The sequence below is a fragment of the Eubacterium sp. LMAG:50 genome (assembly GCF_008680265.1).
GTDB lineage: Bacteria > Bacillota > Clostridia > Lachnospirales > Lachnospiraceae > Eubacterium_U > Eubacterium_U album.
Genome location: NZ_NALP01000008.1, coordinates 14,419 through 32,500 on the forward strand (window position 1 = coordinate 14,419; position 18,082 = coordinate 32,500).

Sequence of the window (18,082 nt, forward strand, 5' to 3'; positions counted from 1 at the left end):
GAACACGCAGATGGCAAAAGTATCTGTTTTAAATATGGAAGGTAAACAGGTTGATGAAATCGAATTAAACGATGCCGTATTTGGTGTAGAAGTTAAAGAAAACTTAGTGCATCAGGCAGTATTGAGTCAGCTTGCTAATGACCGTCAAGGAACACAGAAAGCTAAAACTCGTTCAGAAGTTAGCGGTGGCGGAAGAAAGCCTTGGAGACAGAAGGGAACTGGTCATGCAAGACAAGGTTCTACAAGAGCTCCACAGTGGACAGGCGGCGGAGTTGTATTCGCACCAGTTCCAAGAGATTATTCATTCAAGATGAATAAGAAAGAAAAAAGAGCAGCTCTTAAGTCAGTATTGACAGACAGAGTTAATGAAAATAAGTTTATCGTAGTTGACGACATTAAGTTTGAAGCACCTAAGACAAAAGATTTTGTAAAGATGATGAACAACTTAAATGTAAGTAAAGCATTGGTTGTATTAAAAGACAATGATGTAAATGCTGTAATGTCAGCTAAGAACATCCCTACAGTAAAAACTGCTTTAACTAACACAATTAATGTTTATGACATTCTTAAATATGATGTTGTAGTTATCGATAAGGCAGCTGTAGCAACAATCGAGGAGGTGTATGCATAATGGCAGATATCAAATATTATGACGTAATCCTCTCTCCAGTAATTACTGAGAAGAGCATGAACGCTATGGCAGATAAGAAATATACATTCTACGTACACACAGATGCAACTAAGACTCAGGTTAAAGAAGCAGTTGAAAAAATGTTCGAAGGAACAAAGGTTGCTAAAGTTAACACAATGAACTTAGAAGGAAAGAATCGTAGAAGAGGAATGACAATTGGAAAGACAGCTAAGAAGAAGAAAGCTATCGTTCAGTTGACAGAAGACAGTGCAGATATAGAAATCTTCGCTGGTTTATAAAGATAATAAGTAAACGCAAGAAAAGCGTGATGACAAATTGAATTCGAAAGGAGAATAAAAATGGGAATTAAGACATTTAACCCATATACCCCTTCAAGAAGAGCTATGACTACTCTTGATAATGCAGAAATTACTAAAGCAACTCCTGAAAAATCTTTAGTAGTATCTCTCAAGAAAAATGCTGGTCGTAACAATCAGGGTAAAATTACAGTAAGACATCATGGTGGTGGTTCAAGAAGAAAATACAGAATCATCGACTTCAAGAGAAATAAAGTTGATATTCCTGCTACAGTTATTAGCATCGAATATGATCCAAATAGAACTGCAAACATCGCATTAATCAGTTATGCAGATGGTGAAAAGGCTTACATCCTTGCTCCTAACGGACTTAAGGTTGGAGCTACAGTTATGAACGGTGAAAATGCAGAAGTTAAAGTTGGTAACTGTTTACCACTTTCAGCTATCCCTGTAGGTACAGAAGTTCATAACATTGAATTATATCCAGGTAAGGGCGGACAGTTAGTTCGTGCAGCTGGAAATGCAGCACAGTTAATGGCTAAAGAAGGAAAGTATGCAACACTTAGACTTCCTTCAGGAGAAATGAGAATGGTTCCAGTTATTTGCCGTGCAACAGTTGGTACAGTAGGTAACATTGAACATGGTCTTGTAAATATCGGTAAAGCCGGACGTAAACGTAATATGGGTATTAGACCTACAGTTCGTGGTTCTGTTATGAACCCTAATGACCATCCACACGGTGGTGGTGAAGGACGTGCACCAATCGGACGTTCTGGCCCATGTACACCTTGGGGTAAACCAGCACTTGGTTTGAAGACTCGTAAGAAAAATAAGAAGTCTAACAAGTTAATCATTAGAAGACGTGACGGAAAGAACATGAAATAAGGAGGTAGGAACTAATGGCTAGATCATTAAAAAAAGGCCCATTCGCGGATGAGAGCTTATTAAAGAAAGTCGAAGCTATGAACGCTTCAGGTGACAAGTCTGTTATTAAAACTTGGTCACGCCGTTCAACAATTTTTCCACAGATGGTTGGACATACAATCGCTGTTCATGACGGTAGAAAGCATGTGCCAGTATATGTAACTGAAGATATGGTTGGACATAAACTTGGTGAATTTGTTGCTACTAGAACTTATAGAGGACACGGTAAAGACGAAAAGAAGGGTAGATAATACCTGTAGATTTTGAAAGGAGGTCTCATCTATGGCTAAAGGACATAGATCCCAGATAAAGAGAGAAAGAAATGCTAATAAAGATACTAGACCATCAGCTAAGTTGTCTTACGCTAGAGTGTCAGTACAGAAGGCATGTTTCGTATTAGATGCGATCAGAGGAAAAGACGTAGAGTCAGCAATCGGTATTTTAACATACAACCCAAGATACGCATCAAGCGTTATATTAAAATTATTACAGTCAGCAATTGCAAATGCTGAAAACAACAACAATATGGATGTTAGCAAACTTTATATTGCTGAGTGTTACGCAGGTAGCGCTCCAACAATGAAGAGAATTAAACCTAGAGCACAGGGTAGAGCTTATAGAATCTTAAAGAGAAATAGCCACATTACAATCGTGCTCGATGAAAGATAGGAGGCAAAGTATGGGACAGAAAGTTAATCCACATGGCTTAAGAGTCGGAGTTATTAAGGACTGGGACTCAAAGTGGTACGCTGAAGCTGATTTTGCAGACAATCTTGTTGAAGATTACAAAATCAGAGAATATCTTAAAAAGAAATTATACAGCGCAGGTGTTTCTAAGATTGAAATCGAAAGATCATCTGACAGAGTGAGAGTAAACATTTATACAGCTAAGCCTGGTATCGTAATCGGTAAGGGTGGCGCTGAAATTGAAAAAGTTAAAGCTGAAGTTCAGAAAATGACAAGCAAGAAGTTATTTATGGACGTTAAAGATATCAAGAGACCTGACAAGGACGCTCAGTTAGTAGCTGAAAACATTGCTACACAGTTAGAAAACCGTGTATCTTTCAGAAGAGCAATGAAGTCTACAATGTCAAGAACAATGAAGAGTGGAGCTTTAGGAATTAAGGTTGCATGTTCAGGACGTCTTGGTGGTGCTGATATGGCTCGTACAGAATTCTATAGTGAAGGAACAATTCCACTTCAGACATTACGTGCCGATATCGAATATGGTTTCGCTGAAGCTGATACAACTTACGGAAAAGTAGGTGTTAAGGTTTGGATTTACAACGGCGAAATACTTCCAACTAAAGAAGGGAGCGATAAATAATGTTAATGCCTAAGAGAGTTAAACATAGAAAACAGTTTCGTGGTTCTATGAGAGGTAAAGCAACAAGAGGAAATAAGATCACTTACGGTGAATTTGGTATTGTTGCAACAGAACCAGCTTGGATTAAGTCAAATCAGATTGAAGCAGCTCGTATTGCTATGACTCGTTACATCAAGCGTGGTGGTAAAGTTTGGATTAAAATTTTCCCAGATAAACCAGTAACTACAAAACCAGCTGAAACACGTATGGGTTCCGGTAAAGGAACACTTGAATATTGGGTAGCAGTTGTTAAACCAGGACGTGTAATGTTCGAAATCTCTGGTGTTCCTGAAGAAATAGCTAGAGAAGCATTACGTCTTGCTACACACAAGCTTCCAGTAAAATGTAAGATTGTTTCACGTGAAGATTTAGAAGGCGGTGATAACAGTGAAAATTAAGACATATGTAGAAGATTTAAAGACAAAATCAGCTGCAGAATTAAATGATGAATTAGTAGCTGCTAAAAAGGAATTATTTAATTTAAGATTCCAGAACGCAACAAACCAGTTAGACAACACAAGCAGAATCAAAGAAGTTAGAAAAAATATTGCTAGAATTCAGACAGTAATATTTGAAAAGACAAACGCTGCTGAATAGTTTTAGGTTAATCCAATCCACTACAGGTGGAAAGTTAAGAAAGGAGAAATTGTTGTGGAAAGAAATTTAAGAAAAACACGTACAGGTAAAGTTGTAAGTGATAAGATGGATAAGACAATCACAGTTGCTGTAGAAGATCATGTAAAGCATCCATTATACAACAAGATCGTTAAAAGAACTTATAAGTTAAAAGCTCATGACGAAGAAAACCAGTGCGGAATTGGTGATACAGTAAGAGTTATGGAAACAAGACCATTATCAAAAGATAAGAGATGGAGACTTGTAGAAATTATTGAAAAGGCAAGATAATTTGCCTGAATTATAGAAGGAGGAATACAGCATGATTCAACAGGAAAGTAGACTTAAAGTTGCTGATAACACAGGAGCTAAAGAATTACTTTGCATCAGAGTTATGGGCGGATCTACAAGAAGATACGCAAGTATCGGTGACGTAATCGTTGCTACTGTAAAAGATGCAACACCAGGCGGTGTTGTTAAAAAAGGTGATGTAGTAAAGGCCGTAGTAGTTCGTACTGTTAAAGGCGCTCGTCGTAAAGATGGTTCATACATCAGATTTGACGAAAATGCAGCTGTAATTATAAAAGATGATAAGACCCCAAGAGGAACTCGTATTTTTGGGCCGGTAGCCAGAGAATTAAGAGAGAAACAGTTCATGAAAATTGTTTCTTTGGCACCAGAAGTATTATAGGAGGTGTGCTTAGATGTCAGCTATGAAGATTAAAAAAGGCGACACTGTTAGAGTAATCGCTGGTAAAGATAAGTTTAAAGAAGGAAAAGTTTCTTCTGTAGACAAAAAGAACAATAAGGTTACTGTTGAAGGTGTCAACATGCGTACAAAGCACACAAAACCAAGTGCTCAGAACCAGAATGGTGGCATTGTAACACAGGAAGGACCAATTGATGCTTCAAATGTAATGTATGTTCATAAGGGACAGCCAACAAGAGTTGGATACAAATTTGAAGACGGAAAGAAAGTTCGTGTTGCAAAATCAACAGGCGAAGTTATTGATTAATTGAGAGAGGAGGTCCGGAAAGTTGAGTAGACTTAAGGAGACTTATAAGAATGAGATTATGGATGCCATGACAAAGAAGTTCGGTTATAAGAACGTAATGCAGGTACCTAAGCTTGATAAAATTGTAATTAACATGGGCGTTGGCGAAGCTAAAGAGAACGCTAAGATTTTAGATACAGCTGTTAAAGATCTTGAAATTATTTCAGGACAGAAGGCTGTTGTAACAAGAGCTAAAAACTCAGTAGCTAACTTCAAATTAAGAGAAGGACAGCCAATCGGATGTAAAGTTACTCTTAGAGGAGAAAAGATGTACGAATTCTTAGATAGATTAGTAAACCTTGCACTTCCTCGTGTACGTGACTTTAGAGGAGTTAACCCAAATGCATTCGACGGAAGAGGAAATTATGCTTTAGGAATTAAAGAACAGTTAATTTTCCCTGAAATTGAATACGATAAAGTAGACAAAGTTAGAGGTATGGACATAATTTTTGTTACTACAGCTAACACAGATGAAGAAGCTCGTGAATTATTGACATTATTTAATATGCCATTTGCAAAATAGTTTTAGGAGGTAAATCCATGGCTAGAACTGCTATGAAAGTTAAACAGCAACGTAAAGCTAAATTCTCTACACAAGAATACAGTCGTTGTAGAATTTGTGGTCGTCCACATGCTTATTTAAGAAAATACGGAATTTGCAGAGTTTGCTTCCGTGAATTAGCATACAAAGGACAGATACCAGGCGTTAAAAAAGCAAGCTGGTAAGAGATAAATTGATAGGAGGAAAGAAACATGACTATGAGTGATCCAATCGCAGATATGCTTACAAGAATCCGTAACGCAAACACTGCTAAACATGATACAGTTGATGTTCCTGCATCAAAGATGAAATTAGCTATCGCTGAAATTCTTTTAAATGAAGGATATATCAAGAAGTATGAAGTCATTGAAGACGGTAATTTTAAAACAATCAGAATCACATTAAAATATGGTAAAGATAAGAATGATAAAGTTATTTCAGGAATCAAGAAGATTTCTAAGCCGGGTCTTCGTGTTTACGCTAGTAAAGACGAACTTCCAAGAGTTCTTGGAGGACTTGGAATTGCAATCATTTCTACAAACAAAGGTGTGGTTACAGATAAAGTTGCAAGAAAAGAAAACGTTGGTGGAGAAGTTCTCGCTTTCGTTTGGTAGGAAGAAAATAACGTTAAGAGATGAGATAAGATTGAAGAGTTTCTCTTCTTTCTTAGTCCAACTCTTCATTATTAATAAGGAGGTAACGGCATGTCACGTATAGGAAGAATGCCTATCGCTATACCAGCAGGAGTAACTGTTGATATTGCAGAAAATAATAAGGTGACTATTACAGGACCTAAGGGAACTCTTGAAAGAGTATTACCTGCGGAAATGGAAATTAAAAAAGACGGTGAAGAAATCATCGTTAGCAGACCAAATGATTTAAAGAAAATGAAATCATTACACGGTCTTACAAGAACACTTATCAACAATATGGTTGTTGGTGTTACAGAAGGATACCAGAAAGTTCTTGAAATCAACGGTGTTGGTTACAGAGGACAGAAACAGGGAAATAAATTAATTCTTTCATTAGGTTATTCACATCCAGTAGAAATGGAAGATCCAGAAGGAATCACAGTTGAAATGGATGGACAGAATAAGATAATAATTAAAGGTATTGATAAAGAAAAAGTAGGCCAGTACGCTGCTGAAATCAGAACAAAGAGAGCACCTGAACCTTACAAAGGAAAAGGTATCAAATATGAAGATGAAGTTATCAGACGTAAAGTTGGTAAGACTGGTAAGAAATAATTAAAGGAGTGTAAGAAATGATTAGTAAGAAATCAAGAAGCGAAATTCGTGTTAAAAAGCATAACAGACTGCGTAATCATTTAAGTGGAACAACAGAATGTCCACGTTTAGCAGTTTTCAGAAGTAATAATCATATGTATGCTCAAATTATTGACGATACAGTTGGAAAGACTCTTGTAGCTGCTTCAACACTTGAAGCTAAGAAAGAGTTAGAAAAAACTAATAACGTTGATGCTGCAGCATATGTAGGTAAGCTTATTGCTGAAAGAGCAATTGAAAAAGGTATTAAAGAAGTTGTTTACGATAGAGGCGGCTTTATATATCAGGGTAAAGTTAAAGCGTTAGCTGATGCAGCTAGAGAAGCTGGATTAGAATTTTAGTTGAGGAGGATAACACACATGAGACGTGAAATAATTGATGCAAGTCAGTTAGAATTAGAAGAAAAAGTAGTGTCTATCAAACGTGTTACTAAGGTTGTTAAAGGTGGACGTAATGCCAGATTCTCAGCTTTAGTAGTAGTTGGAGACAAAAATGGACACGTTGGTGCAGGCGTTGGAAAAGCAGCTGAAATTCCTGAAGCTATTCGTAAAGGTAAAGAGGATGCTATGAAGAGTCTCGTAAGCGTACCAATGGATGAAAATAAGAGTGTAACATTTGATACAATCGGTAAATTCGGAAGTGCTTCTGTATTACTTAAGAAGGCTCCAGAAGGTACTGGTGTAATCGCTGGTGGTCCTGCTCGTAGTGTAGTTGAACTTGCAGGTATTACAAACATCCGTACAAAATCTTTAGGATCTAACAATAAGCAGAACGTAGTTCTTGCTACAATTGAAGGTTTAGCTTCATTAAAGACTCCAGAAGAAGTAGCTGCACTTCGCGGTAAATCTGTTGAAGAGATTTTAGGCTAGTAGGAGGTAATTAGAAATGGCAGATAAATTAAAAATTACTTTGGTAAAATCAACAATTGGAGCAGTTCCAAAGAATAGAAAAACTGTTGAAGCTTTAGGTCTTACAAAGATTAACAAGACAGTTGAAATGCCTGACAACGCTGCAGTCAGAGGTATGATTCAGAAAGTTAGACATTTAGTAAAAGTTGAAGAAATATAATCAATAGATAGGAGGTGCGACAATGGATTTATCAAATTTAAAGCCAGCAGATGGTTCAAAGCATAGTGATAATTTCAGAAGAGGCCGTGGACATGGTTCAGGAAATGGCAAGACAGCAGGTAAGGGTCACAAAGGACAGAAAGCTCGTTCAGGAAGCCCAAGACCTGGTTTCGAAGGTGGTCAGATGCCATTATATAGAAGAATTCCTAAGAGAGGTTTTACATGTATTAATTCAAAGAAAATAGTAGGTATTAATGTAAGTGCATTAGAAAGATTTAATAATGACACTACAGTTACTGTAGAAACTCTTTTAGAAAGCGGAGTTATTAAGAATCCACGTGATGGCGTTAAGATTCTTGGTAATGGCGAATTAACAAAGAAGCTTACAGTAAAAGTTAATGCTTTTAGTGAAGGAGCAAAAGCTAAGATTGAAAGCCTTGGCGGAACATGTGAGGTGATCTAATGTTAGAAACACTTCGTAATGCTTTAAAAGTTAAAGAAATAAGAAAAAGATTATTGTACACATTTATGATGTTAGTAGTAGTAAGATTAGGTAGTCAGATACCACTTCCATTTGTAAATGGTGATACAGTTAAATCAATAACATCACAGTTTAGCGAAGGGGCTTTCAGCTTCTTCGCTGCTATTACAGGTGGTTCAATGGAAAATATGTCTATTTTCGCATTGAGTATTACACCTTACATTACAGCTTCCATCATCATCCAGTTATTAACAATTGCAATTCCTAAGTTAGAGGAAATGCAGAAAGATGGTGAAGAAGGAAGAAAGAAACTTGCAGAAATTACAAGATATGTAACAGTAGCATTAGCACTTATCGAAAGTACAGCCATGACAATTGGATTTGCAAATCAGGGATTGTTTAATACAGATACAATCACAATCTCAAATATGAGTACATTCCGTCATGTTGGTGTAATCGTTATGGGCGTTGTTGCTATGACAGCCGGTTCAGCAGCACTTATGTGGATTGGTGAACAAATTACAGAAAGTGGTGTTGGTAATGGTATTTCTATCGTGTTAGTAATTAACATTGTATCAAGAATGCCAAGTGATATTGCCGGATTATTTACAAATTATGTAACAGGAGCAAGTTCAATTGGTGGAAAGATTTTAGCGATTATTATTATAATTGCTGTAGTAGTTGGAATTATTGCATATGTAGTATGGCTTCAGGATGGTGTTCGTCACATCGGTGTTCAGATGTCTCAGAAAGTACAGGGAAGACGTCAGGTTGGTGGACAGCAGTCAACAATTCCTTTGAAAGTTAATACTGCAGGTGTTATCCCAATTATCTTTGCTTCATCAATTTTGCAATTCCCAGTTGTAATTGCATCATTTTTTGGAAAGACACCTGAATGGACAAACTATTTAAGTCAGTCACATTGGTGTAATCCTGCACATATGAAATATTCAATTGGATTTGTTGCTTACATAGTAATGATTATATTCTTTGCATATTTCTATACTTCAATAACATTTAACCCAAGAGAGGTTGCTAAGAACCTTAATGACAGAGGTGGATTTATTACAGGTATCAGAAGTGGTAAGCCAACAGTAGAATATTTGACAAATATATTAAACTACATTATTTTAATTGGAGCAATCGGACTTATTATTGCAGCTTGTATTCCAATTGTAGCTTCAGGAGTTGCTGGAGCAAATGTTTCTTTTGGTGGTACATCAATAATCATCATTGTAGGTGTTATTCTTGAAACAATAACAACAGTTAAATCAATGATGATAGAACGTAAGTATCAGAATGTAAAAGGAATCTTTTAGTAGCATAGGGGGCAGTCACCAGACTAGTCCCCTTGATTGCTAGAATAGAAAAATTAAGAAGTTGTGAGGATTGTAAACTATGAAAATAATTATGTTAGGCGCGCCTGGTGCAGGAAAAGGAACACAGGCAAAGATGATCGCTGAGAAATATAATATACCACATATTTCTACAGGGGATATTTTTAGAGCAAATATTAAAAATGGAACTGAATTAGGGAAAAAAGCTAAGGAATATATTGATCAGGGACAGTTAGTACCGGATGAATTAACATTAGACTTAGTTATGGATAGATTTAAAAAAGATGACTGTAAAAACGGTTATGTATTAGATGGTTTCCCAAGAACTATTCCGCAGGCACAGGCTTTAGATGAAGCGTTAAAAGCAATTGGCGAGAAAGTTGATTATGCAATTGATGTTGATGTGCCGGATGAAAATATCGTAAGAAGAATGGGTGGAAGAAGAGCTTGCGTATCTTGTGGAGCAACATACCACGTTGTATACAACCCAACTAAGGTTGAAGGCAAGTGTGACAGATGTGGAAACGATTTAATAATAAGAGATGATGATAAACCGGAAACAGTTTTGAAAAGATTAGATGTTTATCATAAACAAACACAGCCTTTAATTGATTATTATAATGAACAAGGCGTATTAAGAAGTGTTGATGGTACAATTGACATGAATGATGTGTTTGCTGCGATAAATGATATTTTAGGAGCATAACAATGGCGGTAACAATTAAATCAGAGAGAGAAATTGAACTCATGAGACAGGCAGGCAAGTATATTGCAATGGCTCACGCAGAGTTAGAAAAAGAAGTAAAGCCTGGAATGAGTACTTATCAAATTGATAAAATTGGTGAAGAAATAATTAGAAGTTATGGTTGTATTCCTACATGCTTAGGCTATGAAGGATATCCTGCTTCATTGTGTATTTCTGTTAATGATGAAGTAGTACATGGAATTCCAAGAAAAGACCGTTTTGTAGAAAATGGTGATATTGTCAGCTTAGATTTTTGTTTAAGCTATAAAGGATATCAGTCTGATTGCGCCAGAACATTGGCAATTGGAGAAATAAGTGATGATGCAAAACAGTTAATCGAAGTGACAAAACAATGTTTTTTTGAAGGAATTAAATATGCTAAAGAAGGTTGCCATTTATATCAGATATCAGCAGCTATAAATGATTATGCTGATAAATTCGGATATGGTGTAGTAAGAGACTTAGTAGGACATGGTATTGGTAGAGAAATGCATGAAGACCCACAAATTCCAAACTTCAGACAAAGAAGAAGAGGAATGAAGTTACAGGCTGGAATGACATTGTGCATAGAACCTATGATAAATATGGGAAGAGCAGATGTAGCATTTATGGATGATGATTGGACAGTAGTAACAGATGATGGAAGTTTAGCAGCTCATTATGAAAATACAGTTCTTATTACAAAAGGAGAACCGGAAATACTTACTTTGATTTAACCGAAAAAAAGGAGGATATATAAATGTCTAAAGCAGATGTAATTGAAATAGAAGGAAAGGTAATTGAAAAATTACCAAACACAATGTTTCGTGTTGAATTGGAAAATGGACATGTAGTATTAGCTCATATAAGTGGAAAACTTCGCATGAACTACATTAAAATTTTACCAGGAGACAAAGTAACAATTGAGATGTCACCATATGATTTATCTAAAGGAAGAATTATCTGGAGAGATAAATAATATGGTTGATAAATAAATTTAAAAGTTTTTGTTGCTATATTTTGACAAGTGTGTTAATATATATAACGGACTTTTTTTGAAAGGAGGATTTTTCAATGAAGGTAAGATCATCAGTTAAACCAATTTGCGAAAAATGCAAAGTCATTAAAAGAAAGGGAAGCGTTAGAGTTATCTGCGAAAATCCTAAGCATAAACAGCGTCAGGGTTAATTTCTGACATATTGAGTGAATATTTGGTTGTATTCACTTGTTTGTGCACTTTAAGAAGTTGTGTAATATCACAACGAATTAATTTGCGGCTGCAGTAGCAATATGCTACTATTAGATATTAGTAGTAAGAGAATTTTCAAGTACGTTTTCTTACTATATTAATCAGCGAATAGCTGAGAAACAGAATGTGGATGCTTAAAAATTGCTGATTAAGCATCAAGAAACAATTTAACGTTAGGTTACATGGGTGCGCACAACATTTCAGACGTGCAAAGCACGGGCTGCGTAATTTGTGGAACTTATCAATTTAACTAATGGAGGTTATACACATGGCTCGTATTTCAGGTGTTGATTTACCAAGAGAAAAGAGAGTTGAAATTGGCTTGACTTATATTTATGGAATTGGACTTCCAAGCTCACAGAGAATTTTAGCTGAAGCTAATGTAGATCCTAACACACGTTGTAAAGATTTAACAGACGATGAAGTTAAGAAGATTAGCGAAGTTATCGATGCAAGCCAGACTGTTGAAGGTGATTTAAGAAGAGAAATCGCTTTAAACATTAAGAGATTACAAGAAATTGGATGTTACAGAGGAATTCGTCATAGAAGAGGACTTCCTGTTCGCGGTCAGAAGACAAAGACTAATGCAAGAACAAGAAAAGGTCCAAAGAGAACTGTAGCAAATAAGAAGAAATAGTACCCATAAGGGAGGTTAGTTTAAAATGGCTAAAAAAGTTACAAAGAAAGTGACAAAAAAGCGTATTAAGAAAAACGTTGAACACGGACAGGCACATATCCAGGCATCATTTAACAATACAATTGTTACATTAACAGATGCTGAAGGAAATGCCTTATCATGGGCAAGTGCTGGTGGTCTAGGATTTAGAGGTTCAAAGAAATCTACTCCTTATGCAGCTCAGATGGCAGCTGAAACTGCAACAAAAGCAGCTTTAGTACATGGCTTAAAGACAGTAGATGTTATGGTTAAAGGTCCAGGTTCAGGTAGAGAAGCAGCAATTCGTGCTTTAGCAACTTGTGGACTTGAAGTTACAAGTATCAAGGATGTTACTCCTGTTCCACATAATGGATGTCGCCCACCAAAGCGTAGAAGAGTCTAATTTAGGAGGGAATAGAAATGGCAGTAAATAGAGTTCCTGTTCTTAAAAGATGTAGATCTCTCGGTTTAGATCCGATTTATTTAGGAATAGACAAGAAATCAAATAGAAACTTAAACAGATCTAGTAGAAAAATGAGTGAATATGGACTTCAGTTAAGAGAAAAACAGAAAGCTAAATTCATTTATGGTGTTTTAGAAAAACCTTTCAGAAATTACTTCAAGAAGGCTTCAAAGATGCCAGGTCAGACAGGTGAAAACCTTATGATTTTATTAGAACGTAGACTTGATAATGTTGTATTCCGTATGGGATATGCTAGAACAAGAAAAGAAGCAAGACAGATTGTTGATCATAAGCACGTATTAGTAAACGGAAAGCAGGTTAACATTCCTTCTTACTTAATTAAAGCAGGCGATGTTATCGAAATTAAAGAAGGTTGCAAGTCATCACAGAGATACAAAGATATCGTAGAAGTGACTGGCGGAAGAACAGTTCCATCATGGCTTGAAGCAGACCAGGAAAATCTTAAGGGTGAAATTAAAGAACTTCCAAAGAGAGAAGAGATTGATGTTCCCGTAGATGAAATGCTTATTGTCGAATTATATTCTAAATAAGCTTAAGCAATTCCCAATAAAGGAGGGGCTAATTAGTGTTCGATTTTGAAAGACCAAATATAATAACAGAGAAATCAGAAGATGGTAGATATGGTAAGTTTGTTGTAGAACCTCTTGAAAGAGGTTACGGAACAACACTTGGCAATGCATTAAGAAGAATTATGCTTTCTACATTACCAGGTGCAGCTGTAAGCCAGATTAAAATTGACGGAGTTCTTCATGAATTCAGTTCAATACCAGGTGTAAAAGAAGATGTTACTGAAATAATTTTAAATATCAAACAGCTTGCTATTAAAAACAATAGTGCTACTAATGAACCAAAGGTTGCACATATTGAAGCAAGTGGAGATTGTGTTGTAACAGCAGCTGATATTCAAGTAGATTCTGATATTGAGATTTTAAACCCAGAGTTGGTTATTGCAACACTTAACGGTGGCGCAGACAGCAAGCTTAGTATGGAATTAATTATCACAAAAGGCAGAGGATACATTAGTGCTGACAAGAATAAGAATGATAGTTTACCAATCGGCGTAATTGCTGTAGATTCAATCTACACACCAGTTGAAAGAGTAAATATGTCAGTACAGAATACTCGTGTAGGCCAGGTAACTGATTTTGATAAACTTACATTGGATGTTTATACAAACGGCACTTTGGAAACAGACGAAGCTGTTAGTTTAGCAGCTAAGGTTCTCAGCGAACACTTAAAACTGTTTATTGATTTGTCAGAAAATGCAAGAAATGCAGAAGTAATCGTAGATGCTGTAGATGATGAAATCGATAAAGTGTTAGAAATGAACATTGATGAGTTGGAATTATCAGTTCGTTCATACAATTGTTTGAAGAGAGCAGGTATCAATACAGTTGAGGAATTAACAAACAAGACTCCTGAAGATATGATGAAGGTTAGAAACTTAGGCCGTAAATCATTAGATGAAGTGCTTGCGAAGTTGAAAGAACTCGGCCTTGAATTGAGACCAAGCGATGAAAACTAATATTTATTAGTTTAAATATTATGGAGGTAAGAAAATGGCAGGTTATAGAAAACTTGGAAGAACTTCAAGTCAAAGAAAAGCTTTAATTAGAGGTCAGGTTACAAGTCTTTTAAATAACGGCAAGATTGTTACTACTGAAGCAAGAGCTAAAGAAATTCGTAAAGTTGCTGAAGGTCTTATTGCATTAGCAGTTAAAGAAAAAGATAACTTTGATGAAGTAACAGTTGTAGCTAAAGTAGCTCGTAAAGATAAAGATGGCAAGAATGTTAAAGAAGTCGTAGACGGCAAGAAAGTAACAGTATATGATGAAGAACAGAAGACAATCAAGAAAGATCAGCCTTCACGTCTTCATGCTAGACGTCAGATGAACAAAGTTCTTTACGATGTAACAGAAAATGCTACAGGTAAGAAGAAAGACAGAAAGAAAGTTGACTTAACTAACAAGTTATTTGATGAAATTGCTCCAAAGTATGCAGATCGTAATGGCGGATATACAAGAATTGTAAAAATCGGTCAGAGAAAAGGTGATGCTGCAATGGAAGTATTACTTGAATTAGTATAATAAATAAAGTTTAACTTATATATAAAACGGACAAATGTTGTTGATAAGGCAATGTTTGTCCGTTTTGTTATATAGGCTTTTTGTCAAGCATGGGGTTAATCCAAATTGTAAGAAAAGATAAATAAGTAATTATATTTTGCTACGCCAAATATAACCAATAACAAAATTTTGACTATTATAAGGTGAAATATAAAACTATATAGAAAAAATTATTGCTATAATTTCAATTATGTGCAAAAATAAAGCGTGAATAAAACTTGAAATTCAAAACAATTTGAGGATATGACATGGGAATAATTAATATAAAACATTTGGTTCATAAATTTAAAGACAATGATGAAAATGCAGAAATAATAACAGCCATTGATGGCGTAGATCTTGATGTAGAAGAAGGACAGTTTATTGCAATATTAGGTCATAATGGTTCAGGTAAATCGTCTTTGGCAAAACATATTAATGCGTTGCTTGCTCCGACTGAAGGAACAGTTTTAATATCCGGGATGAATACTAAAGATGAAAAGAAAATTTGGGATATAAGACAACAGGCAGGAATGGTATTTCAGAATCCTGATAATCAGATTGTATCGGCTGTTGTTGAAGAAGATGTAGCATTTGGACCGGAAAATCTGGGTGTTCCAACCGAAAAAATATGGGAACAGGTAAATTATGCGCTAAAAGCAGTTGATATGACTGCGTATAGACTTCATTCTCCAATGAAATTATCAGGCGGACAGAAGCAAAGAGTAGCAATAGCAGGAATAATAGCAATGGAACCTAAATGCATTATATTAGACGAACCTACAGCAATGCTTGATCCAATTGGAAGGGAAGAAGTTATTTCAACATTAGAAGAACTGAACAAGGCTAAAAATATAACAATTATCTTAATTACACATCATATGAGTGAAACTATACATGCAGATAAAATATTTGTAATGAATAAGGGAAAAATAGAATTACAGGGAACACCAAGAGAAGTTTTCTGTGAAGTTGAAAAAATGAAGGAATTAGGACTTGAAGTTCCGCAGGTTACAGAATTAGGCTTTGAATTACAAAAGGAAGGCTTAAACATAAAAAATGGGACATTAGAGATAGATGAGTTAGTAGATGAGATAGTTAGGGTATACAATAATAACTAGGAGGCCAAAATGGGAATACGACTTGAAAATGTATGCTACACATATGGCAGTGATACTACAAGTGAAATAAAAGCGTTAAATAACGTTAATTTGGAAATAAATAAAGGTGAATTTGTTGCAATTATAGGACACACAGGCTCTGGAAAATCAACATTAATACAGCATTTTAACGGATTGGAAAGACCAAAGAGCGGAAATGTATTTTATAATAATGAAAATATATATGAAAATAATTATGATTTGCGAAAACTTAGATGCAAAGTCGGGCTTGTTTTTCAATATCCGGAGCATCAGTTATTTGAAGAAACAGTGCTTAAAGATGTCTGTTTCGGTCCAATGAATATGGGAATGAGCAGGGAAGAAGCAGAAAAAAAGGCTAAATTAGTGCTTGAACAGGTTGGAATAAACGAAAAATGCTATAACAAATCTCCTTTCGAACTGTCAGGCGGACAAAAAAGAAGAGTAGCAATAGCAGGAGTTCTGGCTATGAATCCAGAAATAATAGTCTTAGATGAACCAACTGCGGGATTAGATCCAAAAGGAAGGGATAAAATTTTAAATAGAATTAAAGAATTACATGATAATACAGGCATAGGAGTTGTTTTGGTGTCTCATAGCATGGAAGATGTAGCAAATTATGCACAGCGCCTTATCGTAATAAATAATGGTAAGATAAAATATGATGGAATGCCAAAGGATGTATTTAAGCATTATAAAGAATTAGAAAAGATGGGACTTAAAGCACCCCAGATTACGTATATTATGCATAAGTTAAAAGAAAAAGGATTAGATGTAGATGAGAATGTTATAACAATTGAAGAAGCACGTGAAAATATTATGCAATGTCTAAATAGAAAAGACATTTAGAACAATAGTAATAATATATAGAAAGGTATGCAAAGTCGTAATTTAATAGATACTAAAAAGACTTTGAATTAGATAGATAAATGGCAGAAATAACATTAGGACAATATTATCCTGAAAATTCAATAATTCATAAATTAGATCCTAGGGTAAAACTATTTGGCACTTTAATATTTATAATAGCTATTTTTTCAACAAATAACATTATAGGATTACTTGCAATTGTAATGTTTTTGGCAATTATAATAAAAATATCTAAAGTACCATTTGCAAAAATAATAAAAGGGATAAAAGGAATATTATTTTTACTCGTATTTACGATAGTGTTAAATATTTTATTTACCCCAGGAACACCAATTATAACATTTTGGATAATTAAAATAACTAAAGAAGGATTAATAACAGGTGGATTTTTAACATTTAGATTAACATTTTTAGTGTTGAGTACATCTGTTTTGACATTAACCACTACACCTAACGATTTATCAGACGGATTGGAAAAATCATTTGCATTTTTAAATAAAATACACTTTCCGGTACATGAAATGGCAATGATGATGTCTTTAGCCTTAAGGTTCATTCCGACTTTAGTTGAGGAAACAGAGAAAATAAAAAAAGCTCAAATGGCAAGAGGAGCAGACTTTGAAACAGGCGGACTTATGCAGCGTGTTAAAAGTTTAATACCATTGTTAGTACCACTATTTGTTTCTTCTATAAGAAGAGCGCTGGATTTAGCGATGGCTATGGAAGCGAGATGTTATCATGGTGGCAATAGAACAAAATTAAAACCACTTGTTTATAAGAAAAAGGATAAAATATCATATTTAGTATTAGTTGGCTTTTTGTGTGTGATATTAGGAGCAGGATTTGTTACGAATAATTTAGTGATGTTTAAGTTTCTGAGCATAAAAGCAAGCTAAAATATGATAAATATATTAGTAAAAATAAAATTGTATTAATAAACAATAGAAAAATAAAATAAGTTATTAATAATTTGCAAATATAATCTTGTAATATATACAATTAATCGTTTATTAGGAGAATTATAAATAAATGAAGAGAGTAAAATTAATTATAGCGTATGATGGCACAAATTATTGTGGATGGCAAATACAAATAAATGGAATAACTGTAGAGGAAGTGCTTAATAAAGCTATAAGTGAATTGACAGGAGTAGAAACAGCTGTTATTGGAGCGAGTAGAACTGATTCGGGGGTCCATGCTATGGGAAATGTAGCTGTTTTTGATACGGAATCAAA

Annotated in this window: 33 protein-coding genes (1 of these 33 cut by a window edge); all 33 read left to right on the forward strand. The window is 35.1% G+C overall.

From position 1 onward, the window contains the following. Positions 1–10: 10 nt before the first annotated feature. Positions 11–631, forward strand: coding sequence for a 50S ribosomal protein L4 (gene rplD, locus CCC31_RS11735; protein WP_178515215.1), 621 nt, complete (start codon positions 11–13; stop codon positions 629–631). Next, the gene (rplW, locus tag CCC31_RS11740) at positions 631–930 is read left to right on the forward strand and encodes a 50S ribosomal protein L23 (RefSeq protein WP_022088583.1); all 300 of its coding nucleotides are present in this window, start codon (positions 631–633) and stop codon (positions 928–930) included. The genes rplD and rplW overlap by 1 nt, the downstream gene beginning before the upstream one ends. A gap of 60 nt (positions 931–990) precedes the next feature. Further along, positions 991–1,833 (forward strand): 50S ribosomal protein L2, encoded by an 843-nt coding sequence (rplB, locus tag CCC31_RS11745; protein ID WP_022088582.1) that lies wholly within the window; start codon positions 991–993, stop codon positions 1,831–1,833. A gap of 14 nt (positions 1,834–1,847) precedes the next feature. After that, the gene (rpsS, locus tag CCC31_RS11750) at positions 1,848–2,123 is read left to right on the forward strand and encodes a 30S ribosomal protein S19 (RefSeq protein ID WP_022088581.1); all 276 of its coding nucleotides are present in this window, start codon (positions 1,848–1,850) and stop codon (positions 2,121–2,123) included. A gap of 31 nt (positions 2,124–2,154) precedes the next feature. Next, positions 2,155–2,541, forward strand: a complete 387-nt coding sequence (gene rplV / locus CCC31_RS11755) for a 50S ribosomal protein L22 (protein WP_022088580.1) — start codon at positions 2,155–2,157, stop codon at positions 2,539–2,541. A gap of 10 nt (positions 2,542–2,551) precedes the next feature. Then, on the forward strand, positions 2,552–3,199 hold the full coding sequence (gene rpsC, locus CCC31_RS11760; RefSeq protein WP_118565282.1) for a 30S ribosomal protein S3: 648 nt from the start codon (positions 2,552–2,554) through the stop codon (positions 3,197–3,199). Further along, positions 3,199–3,636 carry a 50S ribosomal protein L16 gene (gene rplP / locus CCC31_RS11765; RefSeq protein ID WP_022088578.1) on the forward strand — a complete coding sequence of 146 codons (438 nt, stop codon included), beginning with the start codon at positions 3,199–3,201 and terminating at the stop codon, positions 3,634–3,636. The genes rpsC and rplP overlap by 1 nt, the downstream gene beginning before the upstream one ends. Next, the gene (rpmC, locus tag CCC31_RS11770) at positions 3,626–3,835 is read left to right on the forward strand and encodes a 50S ribosomal protein L29 (RefSeq protein WP_022088577.1); all 210 of its coding nucleotides are present in this window, start codon (positions 3,626–3,628) and stop codon (positions 3,833–3,835) included. Before rplP ends, rpmC begins: the two co-directional genes overlap by 11 nt. Before the next feature lie 48 nt (positions 3,836–3,883). Beyond that, positions 3,884–4,144, forward strand: coding sequence for a 30S ribosomal protein S17 (rpsQ, locus tag CCC31_RS11775; RefSeq protein WP_353962990.1), 261 nt, complete (start codon positions 3,884–3,886; stop codon positions 4,142–4,144). Positions 4,145–4,175: 31 nt separating this feature from the next. Next, positions 4,176–4,544, forward strand: a complete 369-nt coding sequence (rplN, locus tag CCC31_RS11780; protein ID WP_022088575.1) for a 50S ribosomal protein L14 — start codon at positions 4,176–4,178, stop codon at positions 4,542–4,544. Between the two features lie 13 nt (positions 4,545–4,557). Beyond that, positions 4,558–4,869 carry a 50S ribosomal protein L24 gene (gene rplX / locus CCC31_RS11785; protein WP_022088574.1) on the forward strand — a complete coding sequence of 104 codons (312 nt, stop codon included), beginning with the start codon at positions 4,558–4,560 and terminating at the stop codon, positions 4,867–4,869. 22 nt (positions 4,870–4,891) lie between these two features. Further along, positions 4,892–5,431 carry a 50S ribosomal protein L5 gene (rplE, locus tag CCC31_RS11790; RefSeq protein WP_022088573.1) on the forward strand — a complete coding sequence of 180 codons (540 nt, stop codon included), beginning with the start codon at positions 4,892–4,894 and terminating at the stop codon, positions 5,429–5,431. 17 nt (positions 5,432–5,448) lie between these two features. Further along, on the forward strand, positions 5,449–5,634 hold the full coding sequence (locus CCC31_RS11795) for a type Z 30S ribosomal protein S14 (RefSeq protein WP_022088572.1): 186 nt from the start codon (positions 5,449–5,451) through the stop codon (positions 5,632–5,634). A gap of 27 nt (positions 5,635–5,661) precedes the next feature. Next, positions 5,662–6,063: a 30S ribosomal protein S8 gene (rpsH, locus tag CCC31_RS11800; protein ID WP_022088571.1), complete on the forward strand. Its 402-nt coding sequence runs from the start codon at positions 5,662–5,664 to the stop codon at positions 6,061–6,063. 90 nt (positions 6,064–6,153) lie between these two features. Further along, positions 6,154–6,696: a 50S ribosomal protein L6 gene (gene rplF, locus CCC31_RS11805; protein WP_022088570.1), complete on the forward strand. Its 543-nt coding sequence runs from the start codon at positions 6,154–6,156 to the stop codon at positions 6,694–6,696. 17 nt (positions 6,697–6,713) lie between these two features. Then, positions 6,714–7,076 carry a 50S ribosomal protein L18 gene (rplR, locus tag CCC31_RS11810; protein ID WP_022088569.1) on the forward strand — a complete coding sequence of 121 codons (363 nt, stop codon included), beginning with the start codon at positions 6,714–6,716 and terminating at the stop codon, positions 7,074–7,076. An 18-nt stretch (positions 7,077–7,094) separates the two neighbouring features. Then, positions 7,095–7,604, forward strand: a complete 510-nt coding sequence (rpsE, locus tag CCC31_RS11815) for a 30S ribosomal protein S5 (RefSeq protein WP_022088568.1) — start codon at positions 7,095–7,097, stop codon at positions 7,602–7,604. A gap of 16 nt (positions 7,605–7,620) precedes the next feature. Beyond that, complete coding sequence (gene rpmD, locus CCC31_RS11820; RefSeq protein WP_022088567.1) at positions 7,621–7,803, forward strand: 50S ribosomal protein L30; 183 nt, start codon at positions 7,621–7,623, stop codon at positions 7,801–7,803. A gap of 22 nt (positions 7,804–7,825) precedes the next feature. Further along, positions 7,826–8,266, forward strand: coding sequence for a 50S ribosomal protein L15 (gene rplO / locus CCC31_RS11825; RefSeq protein ID WP_290851782.1), 441 nt, complete (start codon positions 7,826–7,828; stop codon positions 8,264–8,266). Then, positions 8,266–9,603: a preprotein translocase subunit SecY gene (gene secY, locus CCC31_RS11830; protein ID WP_290851784.1), complete on the forward strand. Its 1,338-nt coding sequence runs from the start codon at positions 8,266–8,268 to the stop codon at positions 9,601–9,603. The genes rplO and secY overlap by 1 nt, the downstream gene beginning before the upstream one ends. A 79-nt stretch (positions 9,604–9,682) precedes the next feature. Further along, a complete protein-coding gene (locus tag CCC31_RS11835; protein ID WP_022088564.1) occupies positions 9,683–10,327 on the forward strand; it encodes an adenylate kinase in 645 nt (214 codons plus the stop codon). Between the two features lie 2 nt (positions 10,328–10,329). Beyond that, positions 10,330–11,082 (forward strand): type I methionyl aminopeptidase, encoded by a 753-nt coding sequence (gene map, locus CCC31_RS11840; RefSeq protein WP_022088563.1) that lies wholly within the window; start codon positions 10,330–10,332, stop codon positions 11,080–11,082. 23 nt (positions 11,083–11,105) lie between these two features. Beyond that, complete coding sequence (infA, locus tag CCC31_RS11845) at positions 11,106–11,324, forward strand: translation initiation factor IF-1 (RefSeq protein ID WP_022088562.1); 219 nt, start codon at positions 11,106–11,108, stop codon at positions 11,322–11,324. Between the two features lie 95 nt (positions 11,325–11,419). Continuing rightward, positions 11,420–11,533 carry a 50S ribosomal protein L36 gene (gene rpmJ / locus CCC31_RS11850; protein WP_022088561.1) on the forward strand — a complete coding sequence of 38 codons (114 nt, stop codon included), beginning with the start codon at positions 11,420–11,422 and terminating at the stop codon, positions 11,531–11,533. Positions 11,534–11,862: 329 nt separating this feature from the next. Further along, a complete protein-coding gene (gene rpsM / locus CCC31_RS11855; protein ID WP_022088560.1) occupies positions 11,863–12,231 on the forward strand; it encodes a 30S ribosomal protein S13 in 369 nt (122 codons plus the stop codon). Positions 12,232–12,256: 25 nt separating this feature from the next. After that, complete coding sequence (gene rpsK / locus CCC31_RS11860) at positions 12,257–12,652, forward strand: 30S ribosomal protein S11 (RefSeq protein ID WP_022088559.1); 396 nt, start codon at positions 12,257–12,259, stop codon at positions 12,650–12,652. A 17-nt stretch (positions 12,653–12,669) separates the two neighbouring features. Further along, positions 12,670–13,263 carry a 30S ribosomal protein S4 gene (rpsD, locus tag CCC31_RS11865; protein ID WP_022088558.1) on the forward strand — a complete coding sequence of 198 codons (594 nt, stop codon included), beginning with the start codon at positions 12,670–12,672 and terminating at the stop codon, positions 13,261–13,263. A gap of 35 nt (positions 13,264–13,298) precedes the next feature. Beyond that, entirely contained in the window at positions 13,299–14,258 is a 960-nt protein-coding gene (locus tag CCC31_RS11870; RefSeq protein ID WP_022088557.1) for a DNA-directed RNA polymerase subunit alpha, read from the forward strand. Between the two features lie 34 nt (positions 14,259–14,292). Further along, positions 14,293–14,820 (forward strand): L17 family ribosomal protein, encoded by a 528-nt coding sequence (locus tag CCC31_RS11875; protein ID WP_022088556.1) that lies wholly within the window; start codon positions 14,293–14,295, stop codon positions 14,818–14,820. A 287-nt stretch (positions 14,821–15,107) separates the two neighbouring features. Continuing rightward, complete coding sequence (locus CCC31_RS11880) at positions 15,108–15,959, forward strand: energy-coupling factor transporter ATPase (protein WP_117908984.1); 852 nt, start codon at positions 15,108–15,110, stop codon at positions 15,957–15,959. A gap of 9 nt (positions 15,960–15,968) precedes the next feature. Next, positions 15,969–16,826, forward strand: a complete 858-nt coding sequence (locus tag CCC31_RS11885) for an energy-coupling factor transporter ATPase (protein WP_022088554.1) — start codon at positions 15,969–15,971, stop codon at positions 16,824–16,826. A gap of 80 nt (positions 16,827–16,906) precedes the next feature. Then, on the forward strand, positions 16,907–17,743 hold the full coding sequence (locus CCC31_RS11890) for an energy-coupling factor transporter transmembrane component T (protein ID WP_022088553.1): 837 nt from the start codon (positions 16,907–16,909) through the stop codon (positions 17,741–17,743). Between the two features lie 133 nt (positions 17,744–17,876). Next, positions 17,877–18,082, forward strand: partial view of a tRNA pseudouridine(38-40) synthase TruA gene (gene truA, locus CCC31_RS11895; protein ID WP_022088552.1) — the 5' end (the start) only. Its footprint extends 535 nt past the window's final position; only the first 206 of its 741 coding nucleotides appear in the window; it begins with the start codon at positions 17,877–17,879; its stop codon lies off the right edge, out of view.

What these genes read in the sequence shown, in the direction of transcription:
- rplD (WP_178515215.1), top strand. Translation starts at nt 11, where the DNA reads ATGGCAAAAGTATCTGTTTTAAATATGGAAGGTAAACAGGTTGATGAA.
- rplW (WP_022088583.1), top strand. Translation starts at nt 631, where the DNA reads ATGGCAGATATCAAATATTATGACGTAATCCTCTCTCCAGTAATTACT.
- rplB (WP_022088582.1), top strand. Translation starts at nt 991, where the DNA reads ATGGGAATTAAGACATTTAACCCATATACCCCTTCAAGAAGAGCTATG.
- rpsS (WP_022088581.1), top strand. Translation starts at nt 1,848, where the DNA reads ATGGCTAGATCATTAAAAAAAGGCCCATTCGCGGATGAGAGCTTATTA.
- rplV (WP_022088580.1), top strand. Translation starts at nt 2,155, where the DNA reads ATGGCTAAAGGACATAGATCCCAGATAAAGAGAGAAAGAAATGCTAAT.
- rpsC (WP_118565282.1), top strand. Translation starts at nt 2,552, where the DNA reads ATGGGACAGAAAGTTAATCCACATGGCTTAAGAGTCGGAGTTATTAAG.
- rplP (WP_022088578.1), top strand. Translation starts at nt 3,199, where the DNA reads ATGTTAATGCCTAAGAGAGTTAAACATAGAAAACAGTTTCGTGGTTCT.
- rplN (WP_022088575.1), top strand. Translation starts at nt 4,176, where the DNA reads ATGATTCAACAGGAAAGTAGACTTAAAGTTGCTGATAACACAGGAGCT.
- rplX (WP_022088574.1), top strand. Translation starts at nt 4,558, where the DNA reads ATGTCAGCTATGAAGATTAAAAAAGGCGACACTGTTAGAGTAATCGCT.
- CCC31_RS11795 (WP_022088572.1), top strand. Translation starts at nt 5,449, where the DNA reads ATGGCTAGAACTGCTATGAAAGTTAAACAGCAACGTAAAGCTAAATTC.
- rpsH (WP_022088571.1), top strand. Translation starts at nt 5,662, where the DNA reads ATGACTATGAGTGATCCAATCGCAGATATGCTTACAAGAATCCGTAAC.
- rplF (WP_022088570.1), top strand. Translation starts at nt 6,154, where the DNA reads ATGTCACGTATAGGAAGAATGCCTATCGCTATACCAGCAGGAGTAACT.
- rplR (WP_022088569.1), top strand. Translation starts at nt 6,714, where the DNA reads ATGATTAGTAAGAAATCAAGAAGCGAAATTCGTGTTAAAAAGCATAAC.
- rpsE (WP_022088568.1), top strand. Translation starts at nt 7,095, where the DNA reads ATGAGACGTGAAATAATTGATGCAAGTCAGTTAGAATTAGAAGAAAAA.
- rpmD (WP_022088567.1), top strand. Translation starts at nt 7,621, where the DNA reads ATGGCAGATAAATTAAAAATTACTTTGGTAAAATCAACAATTGGAGCA.
- rplO (WP_290851782.1), top strand. Translation starts at nt 7,826, where the DNA reads ATGGATTTATCAAATTTAAAGCCAGCAGATGGTTCAAAGCATAGTGAT.
- secY (WP_290851784.1), top strand. Translation starts at nt 8,266, where the DNA reads ATGTTAGAAACACTTCGTAATGCTTTAAAAGTTAAAGAAATAAGAAAA.
- CCC31_RS11835 (WP_022088564.1), top strand. Translation starts at nt 9,683, where the DNA reads ATGAAAATAATTATGTTAGGCGCGCCTGGTGCAGGAAAAGGAACACAG.
- map (WP_022088563.1), top strand. Translation starts at nt 10,330, where the DNA reads ATGGCGGTAACAATTAAATCAGAGAGAGAAATTGAACTCATGAGACAG.
- infA (WP_022088562.1), top strand. Translation starts at nt 11,106, where the DNA reads ATGTCTAAAGCAGATGTAATTGAAATAGAAGGAAAGGTAATTGAAAAA.
- rpmJ (WP_022088561.1), top strand. Translation starts at nt 11,420, where the DNA reads ATGAAGGTAAGATCATCAGTTAAACCAATTTGCGAAAAATGCAAAGTC.
- rpsM (WP_022088560.1), top strand. Translation starts at nt 11,863, where the DNA reads ATGGCTCGTATTTCAGGTGTTGATTTACCAAGAGAAAAGAGAGTTGAA.
- rpsK (WP_022088559.1), top strand. Translation starts at nt 12,257, where the DNA reads ATGGCTAAAAAAGTTACAAAGAAAGTGACAAAAAAGCGTATTAAGAAA.
- rpsD (WP_022088558.1), top strand. Translation starts at nt 12,670, where the DNA reads ATGGCAGTAAATAGAGTTCCTGTTCTTAAAAGATGTAGATCTCTCGGT.
- CCC31_RS11875 (WP_022088556.1), top strand. Translation starts at nt 14,293, where the DNA reads ATGGCAGGTTATAGAAAACTTGGAAGAACTTCAAGTCAAAGAAAAGCT.
- CCC31_RS11880 (WP_117908984.1), top strand. Translation starts at nt 15,108, where the DNA reads ATGGGAATAATTAATATAAAACATTTGGTTCATAAATTTAAAGACAAT.
- CCC31_RS11885 (WP_022088554.1), top strand. Translation starts at nt 15,969, where the DNA reads ATGGGAATACGACTTGAAAATGTATGCTACACATATGGCAGTGATACT.
- CCC31_RS11890 (WP_022088553.1), top strand. Translation starts at nt 16,907, where the DNA reads ATGGCAGAAATAACATTAGGACAATATTATCCTGAAAATTCAATAATT.